This window comes from Flavobacterium sp. (assembly GCF_039930565.1).
Classification (GTDB): Bacteria; Bacteroidota; Bacteroidia; order Flavobacteriales; family Flavobacteriaceae; genus Flavobacterium.
The window spans coordinates 36,164-50,687 of record NZ_JBDTTP010000022.1 but is presented as its reverse complement, the minus strand read 5'-3'; the positions used below and the strand labels follow the sequence as shown (position 1 = coordinate 50,687).

The 14,524-nt window shown below is 35.2% G+C and carries 13 protein-coding genes; 1 reads left to right on the top strand and 12 read right to left on the bottom strand.

Features of this window, described 5'->3' with window-relative positions:
* Positions 1-196: 196 nt before the first annotated feature.
* The 12 genes from ABI657_RS07905 to ABI657_RS07850 form a co-directional block, all read right to left on the bottom strand.
* On the bottom strand, positions 197-2,503 hold the full coding sequence (locus ABI657_RS07905; protein ID WP_348096701.1) for a transglycosylase domain-containing protein: 2,307 nt from the start codon (positions 2,501-2,503) through the stop codon (positions 197-199).
* Positions 2,504-2,505: 2 nt separating this feature from the next.
* Positions 2,506-2,991 (bottom strand): gliding motility lipoprotein GldH, encoded by a 486-nt coding sequence (locus tag ABI657_RS07900; RefSeq protein ID WP_348096700.1) that lies wholly within the window; start codon positions 2,989-2,991, stop codon positions 2,506-2,508.
* The gene (gene ricT / locus ABI657_RS07895) at positions 2,975-4,312 is read right to left on the bottom strand and encodes a regulatory iron-sulfur-containing complex subunit RicT (RefSeq protein WP_348096699.1); all 1,338 of its coding nucleotides are present in this window, start codon (positions 4,310-4,312) and stop codon (positions 2,975-2,977) included. Before ricT ends, ABI657_RS07900 begins: the two co-directional genes overlap by 17 nt.
* A 706-nt stretch (positions 4,313-5,018) precedes the next feature.
* Positions 5,019-5,369, bottom strand: coding sequence for a transposase (locus tag ABI657_RS07890; protein WP_348096698.1), 351 nt, complete (start codon positions 5,367-5,369; stop codon positions 5,019-5,021).
* A gap of 110 nt (positions 5,370-5,479) precedes the next feature.
* A complete protein-coding gene (locus tag ABI657_RS07885) occupies positions 5,480-6,838 on the bottom strand; it encodes a rhodanese-related sulfurtransferase (protein ID WP_348096697.1) in 1,359 nt (452 codons plus the stop codon).
* Between the two features lie 263 nt (positions 6,839-7,101).
* Positions 7,102-7,512 carry a BrxA/BrxB family bacilliredoxin gene (locus tag ABI657_RS07880; RefSeq protein ID WP_348096696.1) on the bottom strand — a complete coding sequence of 137 codons (411 nt, stop codon included), beginning with the start codon at positions 7,510-7,512 and terminating at the stop codon, positions 7,102-7,104.
* A 161-nt stretch (positions 7,513-7,673) separates the two neighbouring features.
* Positions 7,674-8,471 carry a tetratricopeptide repeat protein gene (locus ABI657_RS07875; protein ID WP_348096695.1) on the bottom strand — a complete coding sequence of 266 codons (798 nt, stop codon included), beginning with the start codon at positions 8,469-8,471 and terminating at the stop codon, positions 7,674-7,676.
* Positions 8,472-8,486: 15 nt separating this feature from the next.
* Entirely contained in the window at positions 8,487-9,659 is a 1,173-nt protein-coding gene (locus tag ABI657_RS07870) for a lycopene cyclase family protein (protein ID WP_348096694.1), read from the bottom strand.
* Positions 9,660-9,677: 18 nt separating this feature from the next.
* The gene (locus ABI657_RS07865; protein WP_348096693.1) at positions 9,678-10,142 is read right to left on the bottom strand and encodes a thioredoxin family protein; all 465 of its coding nucleotides are present in this window, start codon (positions 10,140-10,142) and stop codon (positions 9,678-9,680) included.
* 176 nt (positions 10,143-10,318) lie between these two features.
* Positions 10,319-12,568, bottom strand: a complete 2,250-nt coding sequence (locus ABI657_RS07860; RefSeq protein WP_348096692.1) for a TonB-dependent receptor — start codon at positions 12,566-12,568, stop codon at positions 10,319-10,321.
* A gap of 198 nt (positions 12,569-12,766) precedes the next feature.
* Positions 12,767-13,678, bottom strand: coding sequence for an NAD(P)/FAD-dependent oxidoreductase (locus ABI657_RS07855; protein WP_348096691.1), 912 nt, complete (start codon positions 13,676-13,678; stop codon positions 12,767-12,769).
* Positions 13,656-14,027: a MerC domain-containing protein gene (locus ABI657_RS07850; RefSeq protein WP_348096690.1), complete on the bottom strand. Its 372-nt coding sequence runs from the start codon at positions 14,025-14,027 to the stop codon at positions 13,656-13,658. The genes ABI657_RS07855 and ABI657_RS07850 overlap by 23 nt, the downstream gene beginning before the upstream one ends.
* A gap of 95 nt (positions 14,028-14,122) precedes the next feature.
* On the opposite strand from ABI657_RS07850, the gene ABI657_RS07845 reads away from it, so the two are divergent.
* Positions 14,123-14,521, top strand: coding sequence for a transcriptional repressor (locus tag ABI657_RS07845; RefSeq protein ID WP_348096689.1), 399 nt, complete (start codon positions 14,123-14,125; stop codon positions 14,519-14,521).
* Positions 14,522-14,524 lie beyond the last annotated feature (3 nt).

Sequence of the window (14,524 nt, the reverse complement as noted above, 5' to 3'; positions counted from 1 at the left end):
CAGCAATAATGGAAGGATGGCAATTATTCTTAGATGTGTCCACACGGTAGGATAGCAGCGATATCCTTTTGTGCCGGGGTTCGGCACAAAAGATATAGCGTATAGCGGGAAATAGCTTCTAAAAAAATATCCTTTTGCATCCTTCCGAATTTCAGAAGCTACAAAAGGATGTTTTTTTATTTAAAGAGAACTTAAACTACAGTTCGAATTCGTCTGTATTTTGTTCCGTTTGTGTAGTATCTTTTACAACAGCAGGCCGTGTATAACAATCTACTTTTATGGAAAGATTGGCCGGTCGTTCGAAATCTGCTTTTGAAACCTGCAAGGTAGGATCAGCATAACATTTTTTCATAAAATAACCCCAAACTGGTAATGCAGCCGTTGCTCCCTGACCATAAGTAAGACTTTTGAAACGTGCCGAACGGTCTTCGCAGCCTACCCAAACACCTGTTACTAAGTTTGGTACCATCCCCATAAACCAACCATCAGACTGGTTTTGAGTTGTTCCCGTTTTACCTGCAATAGGATTCTTGAACATGTACGGATAACCTGTCCAGCGATTATCACCGCTTCCACCACCCTGCGTACGTAAACGTGCTCCGGATCCGGTTTCTGTAACTCCCTGAAGCAATTTTATTACTGCGAAAGCAATATCTTTATTTAAAACGTCATGCGATTCCGGGATTGGTTCGTAAATCACCTCACCGCTTTTGTTTTCTATCCGGCTTAAAAATTGTGGTTTTACATACACTCCCTGGTTGGCAAATGTACTGTAAGCGGCAACCATATCTTCAACTGTAATATCTACGGCACCAAGCGCGATTGATGGCTGTACCGGAATTTCTGTTTTAACACCTAATTTTTTTGTTAATTCTACAACAGCTTCCGGACCGGTTCTGTCAATTAATTTTGCTGAAACGGTATTGATAGAATTTGCCAAACCTTGTTTTAACGTTACCATTCCGCGGTAACTGTTATTGGAGTTTCTTGGTTCCCAGTCTTCAGTTACGTGATGACGCCCTTTGCGAATGATAAATGGTCCATCTAAGATTGAATCACATGGAGACATATTTAATTGCTCAATAGCCGTTGCGTAAACGAAAGGTTTAAAAGTAGATCCTACTTGTCTTGCTCCCTGTCCAACGTGATCGTATTGGAAGTATTTATAGTTGATTCCGCCAACCCATGCCTTGATATTCCCTGTTTGGGGTTCCATTGCCATTAAACCCGACTGTAAGAAGTGCTTATAATAACGAATAGAATCTAATGGAGTCATTATGGTATCACGCTCGCCTTTCCAGGTAAAGATGCGCATTTGCGTTTTTTCCTTGAATGAAGCAATGATCTCATCTTCGCTTTTATCCAAATCTTTCATGATTGACCAACGAGTTGAATTTTTCATGGCCTGCATCATGATTCGATCAGTTTCTGCTTTGGTAATATTTACGAAAGGTGCATTCTTATTGGTTTTCATTTCAATAAAAAACTGCTGCTGTAAATTTTTCATGTGTTCAGAAACAGCTTCTTCTGCATATCCCTGCATTCTTGAATCGATAGTCGTGTAAATTCTCAAACCATCTTTGTAGATATCATAATCAGATCCGTCCGGTTTTTTATTTTCAGCTACCCATTTTTTCATATAATCACGAAGAAACTCCCTGAAATAAGTGGCTGTTCCTTCACGGTGGCTTTCTAATTTAAATTTTAAGGTAATTGGTAAAGCTTTTAATCTTTCTTTTTCAGACTCAGTAATCATTTTTGCTTTTACCATCTGAAAAAGCACTACATCACGACGATTTTTTACTCCTTCAGGATTACGAATAGGGTTATAAAGTCCGGAATTTTTGAACATTCCCACCAAAATTGCCGATTCATCTATGGTTAGATCTTTTGGTTCTTTAGAAAAATAGGTCTGTGCAGCAGAACTTACTCCAACTGAATAATTACCGAAATCATAGACGTTGCAGTACATTGCTAAAATTTCATTCTTCGTATATTGTCTTTCCAGACGAATAGCAATAATCCATTCTTTTGCTTTTTGCACAATTCTAAATGGCAAGAATTTAGATCCCTCACCATGAAATAATTGTTTCGCTAATTGTTGGGTTAACGTACTTGCCCCACCATTGGTTCCTAATGAAAAAGCAGCTCTTAACGTTCCTCGCCCATCAATTCCTGAATGCTCATAAAAACGGGCATCTTCCGTTGCAACTAAAGCTTCTACAAGATTTTTTGGCAAATCAGAATATTTAAGCTGTGATCTGTTGGTTTTAAAATACTTCCCAATTACCACTCCATCTGAAGAGATAATTTCGGTAGCCAGATTAGAATCGGGATTTTCTAAATCTTCAAAAGAAGGCATGGATCCGAAAAGCCCCCAGGAAGCAAATAAGAAGAAGCCTAAAATACCTAATAAAGCATAGGCAAAAATTCTCCAAAATTTGTTTTGGTAGTATTTAATATCTCTCGTAACTTTTGGTTGAGTGTTTTTTTCAGTAGCCATAACTATTTCAAATCTTTTTGTTCTATTCTAAAACCTACATCAGTAATTCCTTCTAATTCCTGAACACCGGGAATTTTCCCTGATTCCCTAACTGCTTGTTTAATATGTACTTTATATTTTCCTCTAAATTTTACGCCTTCTTTTAAGTACAATTTACTTTCTTTAATATCTGAAAAACCATTTCCTAAAAGCGTTCCATCAGGATTCGCCATTTGATATTCCAGCGTATCTACCTTTGTAAATCCGTTTGGCATTTCTATCGCTACAATTAAGAATAGGTTATTGAACGGATAATTATTGTTATCTCTCACATTAACAAATAAATCGTAACGCTTTGTAGAATCTAAAACGGGTAAATCGAAGGTTATGATGCTGTCCTTATGCCAGGCACTTCCAACAGACTTGTACTCATCAAATACCCTTTTTTTATCACACGAAAAAAGAAGTATCGCCACTAGAAGCAGGATTCCACTATTTTTTATTTTCATTTTTAGTAATAATTATAGGTTTTCTTGGCTCCTCAGGTTTTTTATCATTCGAATTGTTTGGTTTATTCGGCTGATTTGGTTTGTTCTGCTTATTTTGATTTCCTGCTTGCGGCTTATTATTTTCCTGAGGTTTATTAGCCTGTATTTTATTCGCATTTGGCACAATCGCATTAGAAACAGCAGCTGCTTCTCCCGGTTTACGTTTACGATTTGACTTTTTCTTCTTTTTAGGCTGATCAAAACGCGTCAAACTTTCCTGACCCATTGCGTTATTAAAATCTTTTTCAGGTTCGGTAATAATTTCTATTGCGAAATCTTCCAATGAAGACACTTTGTTTTTTAATTTGTTTTCGGCAATAATTTCCTTTACCTGATCGATTTTTAAAACATGCCAGTTGGCAAAATTATTGGTGTAGGCAAACCACATCAATCCTTTGAAAATATCTTGTTTCTGGCAGATTGCATCTCCTTTTTCCGTAACTAATTTTGTATCATAATCCGGAAAATCCTTTAATGCATCCATGTAGGTGTCAAGCTCATAATTTAAGCAACACTTTAATTTTCCGCATTGTCCGGCTAATTTTTGTGGATTCAAAGAAAGCTGTTGGTAACGTGCTGCCGAGGTATTGACACTTCTAAAATCAGTCAGCCAGGTCGAACAGCAAAGTTCACGACCACAAGAACCGATTCCTCCTAAACGAGCCGCTTCCTGACGGAAACCCACTTGTTTCATTTCGACCCTCGTACTGAACTCCTTTGCAAAATCCTTAATCAAAAGTCGGAAATCGACCCTGTCATTTGCTGTGTAGTAAAATGTAGCTTTCGATCCGTCTCCCTGAAATTCAATATCCGAAATTTTCATTTCCAGCTTATGGGAAATTGCTAATTCACGCGCACGAACTTTCATAGGTTCTTCACGATCACGTGCTACAGACCAAATGTCGATATCTTTTTGAGATGCTTTTCTATAAATTTTAGGAATTTCATTACTTTGGTGATTGACACCTTTTTTCTTCATTTGAATTTTTACCAATTCGCCTGTCAAAGTCACAATTCCAATATCGTGTCCCGGCGAAGCAACAGTTGCTACAATATCGCCAATACTTAAAGTTAATTTCTCGGTATTTCTGTAAAATTCCTTACGCCCGTTTTTAAAACGAACCTCAACACAATCAAAAATCGCCTCACCATTGGATGGACTCATGTTTGAAAGCCAGTCAAAAACCGTTAATTTATTGCAGCTGTCGGTGCCGCAAGTCCCATTATTTTTACAACCTTTTGGCGCACCGCCATCAGAGGTTGAACAACTTGTACATGCCATAATTCTATATGTAGTGTTGCGAAAGTGCAACTTAAGTTCATAAACGTTTGAACGGTAAAGATAGTATTTTTTTTAGTTTGCTTTTTATCGATTAAAACTAAAGCCCTGTTAAATAAAAAAACCTATTTTGATTGATCCAAAATAGGTGTTTGGGTGTTTTAGACTTCAACTTTTTTATCATCACCTCCAACGGTTGAAACCGTTGTTTATGGATTGCGTTTGCTAGCTGCGGTTTTAACCGTGGGTTATATGCGAGTTATGTGGTATTTAGTATACAGCGGTAGAAATCGTTCGTTATGCTAAATAACCTTTATTTGAGTTTTTTTATTTCTTTATCAAAATCAGAAATTATTTTTTGGGTTTTATTGTCATCCCGACAGAGGAATATATTATCGGTATTTCGTTTCCAATTTTCCAACGGTTGAAAACGTTGGTTATGGATATGCGTGCATATAGCCCGCGGTTTCAACCGTAGGAAACATATTATCGGTATTTCATTTGCAATTTCCCAACGGTTGAAACCGTTGGTTATGGATATGCGTGCATATAGCCCGCGGTTTCAACCGTAGGAAACATATTGGATGTTTCGTTTACAATTTTCAAAGGTTGAAACCGTTGGTTATGATCTCGTGTTATTCATTGCCCAAGGTTTTAACCGTGGGAAACAATATCATTGGTAAAATATCCTTCGATAAATTTCAAATCATCAATCATCAGAATTGTTCAAACCATGTAATTTTATAAATTCATAAAATTCATTTTGACCCGTTTTCTTTAGGTGATGTTGTTTCTGATTCTTTATGTAATTATAAACAATCTCTAATTGAGATTCACTTACAGAATAAGCTGCATAACCAGTTTGCCAGGCAAATTTTTCAAGGATAAGATTTTCTCCATTTATAGAATGTGAGGAACTTCCTTTTATTTGCTTTATTACATCTGCCATTGATTTTTTTGGATTTAATAAAAACAAAGCATGAATGTGATCTGGCATTCCATTGATGATTCTAACGGGACATCCAAGCTCAATTAATTCCTCACGGATATAATTATGCACTTGTTTTCTACTGAAAAATCAATTAATTCCTGACGATTTTTAGTAGCCCAAATGGCATGAATCCATAATTTATTAAAAGAATGAGGCATATAAATTAGCTTAAGTTGGTGCTAATTTACAATTTTATACAATTTATCTGACAAACGAATGCGAAAAGGAACTTCAAAAGTAACTTTATCTCCAATTTTTGCCGCTGCAGTTTCTACTCCGTCAACAATAAATTTTTCTAAAACCAGTTCCTGATCACCGGTAGTTGGTCCTGAGATTAAGATTGTGTCACCAACTTTCAACTCTTGATTTTCTATAGTAAACTGTCCTACTTTCGCTTTTACATAATAATGTTCGGCTTTACCAAGCAATACTTTTTTGACTTTTACTTTTTGTCGGATATCAACTGATTTCTCGGATGCTGCCAAGGCTGTATCTGATAATTCACCTGAGTGCTTGAATTTTAGATTCTCCGATTTTCCTTTTCTGAAAACTTTGTTCCCTACTTGTTTTCCGGTTCTTAAACGAACCTGGTCAACCAAAGGCATGTGAATAATTTCAAGACATTCCGTCGAACAGCAGTTTTCCATTGCCGATTTGCATTCATCACACTGAATAAACAACAAATGGCAGCCATCGTTTTCGCAATTGGTGTGATTGTCGCAGGGTTTTCCGCATTGATGGCATTGCGAAATAATATCTTCAGTGATTCTTTCACCCAGACGATTATCAAATACAAAGTTTTTTCCGATGAATTTGCTTTCCAAACCTTCTTCTTCAAGCTGTTTGGCGTAATTGATGATTCCGCCTTCTAACTGAAACACGTTTTTAAAGCCCTGATGTTTGAAATACGCACTGGCTTTTTCACAACGAATTCCGCCTGTGCAATACATAACCAGGTTTTTATCTTCTTTGTGATTTTGAAGCTGCTCGTTAATTATGGGTAAACTTTCTCTGAAAGTTTCTACATCCGGAGTGATGGCATTTTTAAAATGCCCTACTTCGCTTTCATAGTGATTTCTAAAATCTACTACAATGGTGTTTGGATCTTCAAGGATTTCGTTGAACTCTTTCGCTTTCAGGTGAACGCCGATATTGGTAACATCAAAAGTTGCGTCGTTAAGACCGTCAGCAACAATTTTGTCCCGAACTTTAATGGTAAGTTTTAGAAAGGAGTGATCGTCATGTTCTACCGCTTCATTCAAACGGATGCCTTTCATGAAATCGTAAACCTCAAGAGTGGCTCTAAAAGTTTCCAGATTTTCTTCAGGAATACTCATTTGGGCATTTATACCTTCGTGGGCAACGTAAATTCGGCCTAAAGCATCGAGTGCATTCCAGGCTATAAATAAATCATCGCGAAATTTTTTGGGATCTTGAATTTTGGCATACGCATAGAAAGACAGCGTTAGTCGCTGTTTACCGGCATCATCAATGATAATGGCTCTTTCTTCTGCGCTCAAAGTGTTGTACAGTTGCATGCTATAAACAGTTTTAAGTTTAGAAATTATTTTGAAGGTGCAAAGTTAGGGAAAAGGCTTAAAGCGACAAAGGTTCTGAGATACTAAGTTTCTAAGTTAGAACTTAAAGCTCTTAGTATTTCTGATTTTTAGCCCGGATGGTTGCGGCATCCTTTTGTGCCAGGGTTCGGCACGAAAGATATAGCGTACAGCCGGAATAGCTTCTAATAAAAAAGACTGCCTAAAAATAGACAGTCTTTGTATTTATTTCATCTCGAAATTAATTAACAGAACTCGTTAAAAGCATCCTGTAAATTCTCAGCGATTAGTTCAGCCGGGCGACCTTCGATGTGATGACGCTCTAACATGTGAACCAATTCTCCGTTTTTGAACAGAGCCATAGATGGCGATGATGGAGGAAAAGGAAACATATGCTGTCTTGCAGCATCAACCGCTTCTTTGTCAACACCTGCAAAAACTGTAATTAAGTGATCTGGTTTTTTACTACCTTCTAAACTCATTTTTGCTCCCGGACGTGCGTTTCTTGCAGCGCAACCGCAAACAGAGTTTACAACTACTAAAGTGGTACCTTCGGCTTTGATAGCATTATCTACAGCGTCAGCACTATGTAAATCTTGAAAACCTGCAGATGTCAATTCAGCCTGCATTGGTTTTACCATTTCTTCTGGATACATATTTTTATCTTTTAAATTTTACTTTTGATTTGCAAAGTTACAAAGTTTAGTTGCAACTACTTAATTTGTTGTATAAAGTTTTGTTATAGTTGGATTGATGAAAGTCGAAAGTTTGAAAGTCATAAGTCGAAAGTCAATAAAACCTGAAAATACTTAGTTTTTTATTTACTAAACTTTTTTTGATACGGATACGTCTCGTAAACAGTATTATCTTCATTAATAGTATATCCCATGGCAGCATCTTCTTTTGCAATACTAATCAAAGCTATAGCTTCTTCCCTGGACTTTCCTTGTTTGAGCCAACAAATTGCCTTATAATACTTTACATCTGAAAACTGTGGATAAATTTTTAATGCTTTATCAAAAACAGCTATTGCTTCCTCCCACTTTTTCAACTCATATTTGGCAATTCCCTGATAAAAATAGGCTGTAGGATGCTCTAGTTGCTGTCTGTTTTTGTAAATATCGGCAACATAATCATCAAAAAGTTTTTCGGCTTTTTCATATTCATTTAATTGTAGATAACAAAGTCCGATGTAAAAACTATAGGTGTGATCCATTCTGTATCCGTTTCCATATAGTTTTATGCATTCTTCAAAATCTATAATCGCTTCACTATAATTCTTTGTAAAAATGCATTTCATAAAGCCACGATATGGAAGCCATTCCTGTTTATTATACAAAACGGCATTATTTAAATAGGGCATACCAACTTCGTATTTTTTGCATTTAAAATAAGGCATCGCTTTTTGTTGCCACAGATAAGCTACAGTGCTGTCTTTTTTTAAACCCTGATCAAGACACTCTTGCCATTCAGACATTTCAAATCCATAATTATGTTTTTCAGCACAATTGGTTAAAAATTCTTCAACAATGGCATCATGTGCTTTATTTGTTGATACTTGAGCATAAGATAAAAGAGTAAAAAAAAGACTGATTCCTAAAGTAATATTTTTCAAAGGCTTTGTTTTTGGTTAAGTTTGTTTTGAAAGAAAAATCACTCTAAATAACGCTTTTAAAAACGGAAGTTTAGGACACTTTAGAATAACTTTAACGTCTTCAATGAAATTGGTTTCTTCATCCAAAAATTTAAAAATTAAAGCCGGATTTCCTTTTTTGAATAAAGATGAAAAGATGGAACTTCCCAGTTCATTATGACGATACAAAATATCCAAAAGCAATAAATCGTAAAACCAAAATTTATTTATTTTGTGAAAAGCAGCCATTTTTGGGTTTTTATTTTGAAGAAATTCAACCAATTTCGATGATTTTTTATCTGAATTTTTAAACGTATAACCTGTACTTGCTTTTGTCCAGCCGCCGGCAGTTCCTATGTTCAGAACTCTTTTTGTGTTTTTTTTCCAAAATGGATAACAGGTCATTGGGATACTGCCCTGCTCCTTTTCGGTAATTTCATATTGATCAGCTCCCAGATTTCTTACGTAAATCTGAATCTCATTTTCGTATTCTTCTTTTGAAAGTAAATTTTCAGAAAACAAGGTATATTCTACCAAAGCTTCTGTTTTAGAAGTTGGCAATACATACATAAATCTTGTATTTCCTCTTTGTTCTACCGAAAAATCCATGAAAGTGGCCTGTTCCGGATTGAAGATTTCATTATTACTTTTTATAAACCAGCCTATGAAATGCTGTTGCAAAACGGGATATTTAGTTTGATTTTGAACTATCGCTTTTGTGTAAATGCTGTTGAATAAATAATCACAGGTATATCGATTGGCTTCCGTGCCCACAAAAACATGGGTTTCGAGTTCGTTGATATCGGTTACTTTTTCGTTTAGAAAAGTAATGTTGGGATGTTTTGAAAGTGTCTCAAAAACAAAATTATAAAAATCTAATCCCCGAATTTGATTGTATTGATGCGGATCTAGCTCTAAATTTCTTCGAAAGTTTTCATTGGCAAACAAAGCCGAATCCCATTTTTTTGAAATAACAGAATTCCATAATGTTTCTTCCTTAGCCCAAAAACACCACGTTCTGTCATTGGTTTTCTTGGCATTTTCATCCAAAAGCAAAATAGATTTGTCGGTGAACTTTCCGGACAATACCATTTTGTAAACGGTCATCAAAGCGGCTAAACCGGTTCCGGTAAAAATATAGTCGAAGTGTTGGATTTGCGAAGAATTCATCCTCAAAAATACGGAAATTTATTCTTTCAATTTTTCTAAAAGCAGTTTAAAATCTTTTGGACTGAGGTAACTGTTATACTGCAGAATGATTTCGTTTTGATCATTCAAAACGCATAAAACCGGATAAACGATTTGATTGTTCATTGTTCCGAGTTGCAAAGCCAGTTGATGAACGCCGACATTATTCCCTGTTGGCTCGTACTTAAATGTTTGCTTATTGAAAGAAATGTCTCTTTTTTCACCGGTATTAAAATCAATAAAATAAAAATTAGAGTTCAGACTTTCAATAATTTCCTGATTTTTGAAAGTGGTACTTTTCATTCTCTGGCAAAACTGACACCAATCGGCATGGATGAAAACGATTGTTTTTCGCTTTTGGATTTGTTGTAAAGCTTCTATTTCTTCGAATGTTCTGTTTTGAAGCTGGCAGAATCCCGCTGAAATTATTCCGAAGAAGAAGATAAGTATCATTAGTTTTTTCATTTATTGGGAGCTTGTAATTGAATAAAAAGTTATTTAAACACATAGAAACATAGATTTCAGAGCGTAAAAAGGCGTTTCACTAATTTAAAAAACACATAGCTATCTGTAAATGATTTGTCATTTATTTAACCTAATCAAAAAGAGAAAAAACTATGTTTATCTATGTGTTTAAACATTTATTTAAAATTATATCGCAATCCGAAAAACCCGCGAAAGGTCTGGTTTTGTCCGTAAACATAAGTCGTATCAAAAGTCAAACCATACGGATTATCAGGCGTTACCAATACTTTTCCGGCCGAATCGTATTGCACCTTTTTATCGAAAGGGTCATTCGCTCTCGAAATCAAAAACGGATTATTTTGCTTTGGAGTAAAATTCAAAAGATTTTTTATTCCTCCATAAAATTCAAAATTCTTGTATCCAAAATAGGTAAACTGAATGTTCTGAATGCTGTACCACGGTGACTTCGGATTTCTGGGATCGTATTCGTTCAGTAAAGGCAGTTTCATCGGACTGTAAACATTTCCTGTGTAATCTACCAATAAACTCAGGGATTTCAATTTATAGGAAACACTCCATGTTGAAGTGAAATTCTCCGTTAAAAATGGCTTTTCTGAAATACCGTTTTCTACATTTTTATTATCTAATAAAGTCGCCCCGACAATCATTTTTAATCCAGATGGAAAATTGACATCAACATTTGTGCTGATTCCCTGACTTATGGCGTAACCATTGATGTTGTCGTAAATGATTTTATTCGGATCCGTTTCATAATCGGAGATGATTTTATTACTGAACCCCGTATAAAAAGCCGTTGTTTCAATTCCGATAAAAGTGCCGTTTGTAAAATTTATTTTTTGAATATAATTCAGATTTGCATTTATGGATTTTTCCGGATTTAAATTATTCGCAATCACAACATCACGAGAACCTGTAAGTGCTGCGTGATCTTCGGTAAAAAGATTCACAACACGGAAACCAGTTCCGGCGTTCAATCTGAAAATGCTATTATCATTTGCTTTGAAACGATAAGCCAATCTCGGTGTAAAAATCGAACCATGAATGGAGTTATAATCGTAACGCGCTCCCAACAAAACCTGACTTTTTGGAGAAATGGTAATTTCATCCTGAACAAAAATTCCGGGCAGCCACGTACTTTCTGCTTCTTTGGTTGCAGCTGTGTTGTCATCATAATATGTGTAGCGAATTGCAATTCCTGCCAGAAAATCATTTCTACCAATCTTTTTATCCCAGGTCAATTGCAAAAATCCTATTTTTTGATTGGCGATATACGATGTTGTTCCGTAACGGCTGTCCTGATAATGCACGTTTCCGGAAAACGAAAGCATTAATTTTTCTTCAAAAGGCAATTGGTAAGTTCCTATCAATTCGCCACGTTTGGTATAAATGCTTTCACCGTAAATTTCGTCGCCTCCGCGGAATTTCTTTTCCCAACGAACATCTCCACCCCAGCGATCTTCGTACATACCGCGCGCTGCAATGGTAAACAATCTGTTATTATTTCGCTGAAAATTCCATTTATTAAAAACCGAAATTCTTTCTGAAAGCGTTACATCTGTAAAATTATCTTGATCTTTATCGATGAGCTGATCGTAATTGAAATAATTTACTCCTAAAATTGAAGTAGCTTTTTTGCCAGCCTTAAACTTCACCCCCAAATCGAGATTGCTTTCAAAATAAGAAGTTGTAAAATAATCCGCAGAAAAAATTGGGGCATTTGTTGGGTTTTTGGTAATAATGTTGATTAGACCACCAACAGCTTCACTTCCATACAATGATGAAGCCGGACCTTTTACGATTTCGATTCTTTCCACTAATGAATTCGGAATTCCGGATAATCCGTAAACTGTTGAAAGACTGCTCACAATCGGCATTCCGTCAATTAAAACCAAAGTATACGGTCCTTCCAATCCGTTTATGTGAATATCACCAGTATTGCAAACGCCGCAATTGAGCTGTGGCCGAACTCCGTTGATATTTTGCAGTGCTTCGTATATGCTCGGAGTTGGATTTCTTTTAAAGAAAACCGGCGAATAAACCTCAACCGGCACAGCACTTTCCAGACGTTTTACAGCTTTTAAGGTTCCGGAAACAACAACCTCATTCAGTTCATTATCATTATCTTTTAATTGAAAATCAAGATTCAGATTTTCAATTTCTTTAATTGAAATCTTTTGGATTATGGGTTTGAATCCCATTGAGGTTATCTGAATTTTATAATTTCCCTGCGGAACATTTTCCAGTTTGTAATTGCCTAAACTATCTGCTTCTGTTTTAAATTCTGTATCTAATAATCTAATTTTTATCAGCTGTGATTCATTATTTCTATTTACTTCTCCGGAAATAGTTTGCGAATACAGCATTTTTCCAGAAAATATCATAATTGTCAAAAATAAATATTTCATTATTATTAAAATTAATTTTAGACAAATCTAAAAATTAAATTCGATAAACAAAATTTATGAGCCTAAAAACTTCAAATGAGTATTTTAAGTGTAGAAAGTTGGAACTTTTTATAAGAAATTTAAGTTCCGGAGCTAGACTTATATTTTCTTCAATAACTTATGGTTTAATGACCCAAACTAAAAAATGTGCTTGAAAACTTAAATAAATACTTGGTCGATAAGCTCCTTATTAATTGAAGCGCCCGCAAAAGATCCGGAAGAAATAGCCATTGCAACCGATCTTGCCTGAATTATACTATCGCCACTGGCATAAATTCCAGGAATAGTTGTTCTTTGCATCATATCGACTTTCAATAAACCCATTTCCGTCAATTCGCAGCCTAAAACTTCCGGTAAATAACAATGCTGAAAAAAGGGTAATCTTGAATAAATAGCTTTTATTGAAATTTTAGATTGATTTTTGAAAACAATTTCCTGAATAGTTCCATTTTCATGAAGGAATGAATCAATTTCGTCTTCAAGTATTTCAATTTCATGTTTTTCAAGTATTACTTTTTGTTCAGAAGTTAAAGTCGATTTACCATTTGTTAATAATCTCAAATCTTTTGTCCAGTTCGAAATCATTTTTACAAATTCAAATCCCATATCGCCATTGGCTAAAACAGCTGTTTTTTCACCTTTCACTTCATAGCCGTGACAATACGGGCAATGTAAAACTGAAATTCCCCAACATTCAGCAAAACCTTTGATTTCAGGAATTAAATCTTTTATTCCCGTAGCAAATAAGATCTTCTTAGAAGTAAAAACATCTCCGGATTCTGTTTTAATTTCAAATCCATTTTGTATTTTAACAGCTTCAACTGCCAATCCGCTGTAAAATTGAACTGTTTTATAAAACACAACCTGTAATTTGGCTTTTGCCGAAATGGCAGCGGGGGTTTCTCCATCATGCGTAATGAAATTATGCGAATGTGGTGTTTGTCTGTTGCAAGGCAAACCACTATCCATAACTAAAACCTCTCTCAAAGAGCGGCCAAGACTCATTGCTGCCGAAAGACCGCTGTAACTTCCTCCAACGATAATAACCTCAAAATGTTTTTGCTGTATCATAATTTCTATTTTTATGTGATTTGTAATTCAAAAAATGACCGATAACCATTCCTATTCCACCAATAAGAATTAAATTGAGATGAACATCCAGAAAAAATTCTGTCAAAACACTTATCCAAATAAGAACCATCGAAACAATAAGAATACTTGATATCAAAAGACTGGATTCTTTTATAATTTTGAAAACTGCAAAAAGACCTATTGAAGCAAAAACAAAATCAATATAAGAATTGTGAATTAAGCTTAATGGAAGGATTGCCAAAAGCGGAAAAATCAAACAATGTACTAAGCAAATTGTAGCGTTGGAAATTCCTAAAATATCGTATAAAGGAGCAATAGTTTTCTTCATTTTCTTGTATATTTGCTTAATGCAGTTTTGTTGCAAATATACAAGATTATTTTAAATGCAACATTATTGCAATAATATTTTTTAAAACAAAAACTATGAAGATATCTCGTAATACTACAGCAAAAACAGCCATTTTAGAGATTTTTGGTCAATCTAAAACTGCGCTTTCACATGCAGAAATTCAAAAACAAACGGAAGGTTTATGTGATCGAGTTACCATTTACAGAATATTAGATCGTTTGGTAAATGATGACATCATCCATAAAATTTCGAATCAGGACGGGACTGTAAAATATGCAAAATGCAATCATACGCATCAGCGTGTACACATTCATAACCATGCTCATTTCAGTTGTGAGAACTGTCATGAAATTACCTGCCTCGAAAATGTCAAACCGAGTTATATCATGCCCCATAATTATAAAGTGAAAGAGATAAACTTTACGTTGTCAGGATTATGCCCAAATTGCATAAATTCAAATCCCAATATTTAGACT